General features: G+C 68.4%; 3 protein-coding genes. 1 reads left to right on the top strand and 2 read right to left on the bottom strand.

The window, feature by feature from the left end; all coding sequences use genetic code 11:
- Positions 1-568: HNH endonuclease signature motif containing protein (locus ABZE72_RS16755; RefSeq protein WP_372730171.1), on the top strand; the 568-nt coding region annotated here is incomplete at its 5' end.
- Between the two features lie 607 nt (positions 569-1,175).
- On the opposite strand, the gene ABZE72_RS16750 is transcribed toward ABZE72_RS16755, so the two are convergent.
- Both ABZE72_RS16750 and ABZE72_RS16745 read right to left on the bottom strand, forming a co-directional pair.
- A complete protein-coding gene (locus ABZE72_RS16750) occupies positions 1,176-1,613 on the bottom strand; it encodes a GNAT family N-acetyltransferase (RefSeq protein ID WP_372730170.1) in 438 nt (145 codons plus the stop codon).
- Between the two features lie 14 nt (positions 1,614-1,627).
- Positions 1,628-1,973, bottom strand: a 346-nt coding sequence (locus ABZE72_RS16745; RefSeq protein ID WP_372730169.1) for a methyltransferase domain-containing protein, incomplete at its 5' end; no start/stop codon positions are given.

Raw genomic sequence — 1,973 nt, 5'->3', positions numbered from 1 at the left:
GTTCGACCTGGCGGCCGGCGAGGACTCGTCAGGTGCGGTGGTGACGGTGGTGCCGCGGCCGCCCAAGCAGCTGGTCCTGCACGTCCACCTCGCCGACGCCGCGATCGGCCGGCTGGAGAACGGTCGGGTGCCGATCACGGTCGAGCAGGTCCGCGGTTGGTGCACGAACCCCAACACGACTGTGGTGATCAAGCCAGTGATCGACCTGGCCGAGCACCACCACGTCGACGCCTACGAAGTCCCCGACCGGATCCGCGAACAGTCGTTTCTGCTCAACCCGACCTGCGTGTTCCCCTGGTGCACCCGGTCGGCCCGGGCCTGCGACAGCGACCACCTCCAGCCCTACAACGCCGGCGGCAGCACCGCCTCCGACAACATCGCCCCGTTGTGCAGGCGTCACCACCGGCTGAAAACCCACGGCGGCTGGCGCTACACCCGACTCGATCCGGGATCGTTCCTGTGGGCCAGCCCGCACGGCTATACCTACCTGCGCGATGCCACCGGCACCACCGACGTCACGCGGGATCGCAGGCCACCACCGGCTCAACCGTCCAACCGACAACCCTGACCGCCCCCCACCCCGCCGATCCACGATCCGCGGGGTACAGGCACGTCCGCCTGCGTGCGCGTCACAGTCACGCCGTGTCGGGTCAGAACCGCCCGCTCATACCGATGAGCGAGCGACCACCGATCCGCCGGAAACTCATTCCCGAAGGCCCTGCGGCCTCCGCCAGCCTGTGGCAGCCGCAGCAGCGAAGGCCATCACTCCCACCGCCGCAACAGCGAGTGCAGGCCCGTCCCACTGCCACTCCGACAACGGCACCTCGCGTACTTTGCCTGAGTTGGTCGTGGCTCTGCACGAACCACCGATGACCTCGATTGACCCTTCCTTGCCGTTGAGCAGGTCCGCCCCGCGCCCACCCTCGATGCACCCATGACCGGCCCACTGGTAACCGGCGAACCAGATCGCGGCTGCGGCAAGCATTGCGACCGCACCTAGCACGACGGATGCCTTCGTCAAGGTAGTCATGGCCCTGTGGAGTCCCTGTCAGTAAGCCTGCCGGGCGGCGAGACTACTGCGTCCGGCGTTGACCACGCGGCTCCACGCGGTGCAAACCGCACTCATCTGCCGCGGAGAGGGAAGATCGAAAACCACAGACCGTCGAGCATCCCGGTCAGGTCGGTTCAGCTCGCGCCTCGTCTGACGCCCAGAACCTCACACCATCGGCTTCGCGCCCCCGGACGTGCCTGAAACCCTCGTCCTCGTAGAGTTGGTGGGCGAAGTTCCCCGACTCCACCGACAGACTCAGGCCGGGGATCCCGCGGTGACGCGCCTCGCTCTTCAGTAGTCGCAGCAGGTGTCGGCCCAAGCCGTGGCCCCGTGCCTTGGCATGAATCCAGAGGCTCAGCTCGGGGGTCTGCATGTCCACGAAGCCGTATCCGGCGTCCTCAGCAGGCAGGAAGACGGCCCAGCCGGCACCGATCGCCGTTCCGTTCTGCTCGGCTGCGAACCCGAAGTCTCCGCGCGCCACGTCCAGGCGCGTGTAGTGCGCGAACTCCCGACGATCCTGCTCATCGGCCGCCGTGAGGTGCCGGATGCTGGGGTCGGTCACCCCACGGAAGTTAGCTAGCGGTTCGGCCGTTGGCCCGCATCTCGCCCGGACATGCCGCATTCCGCGCAGTGCCGATCCGCGGCGCCCGCCGGACGAGGCAGGTCGGCGTCGCCACCCAGCCTCTTCCGCGCCAGGTCGACCATGGCGGCACTCAGGTCGAAGCCGGCGACGTCGGCACCCCTGTCTCGCAGTGAGGCCATCAACGGCCCGGCACCACAACCCGCGTCGAGGACGCGGCGGCCCGCCACGTCGCCGGCGAGACCGAGCGTCGCCGGCTTCTCGTAGTACCTGTTGAACAGGCCCGACTCGCTCTGCGCCGCGTACGCCTCGGCGAAGAGGTCGTAGTCGCTGTCCGTCATC

The organism is Nocardioides sp., from assembly GCF_041600255.1.
In the GTDB taxonomy this organism is placed as follows: domain Bacteria; phylum Actinomycetota; class Actinomycetes; order Propionibacteriales; family Nocardioidaceae; genus Nocardioides.
Note: the sequence above shows the minus strand (reverse complement) of the source record. Positions and strands in the feature narration are given on the sequence as shown.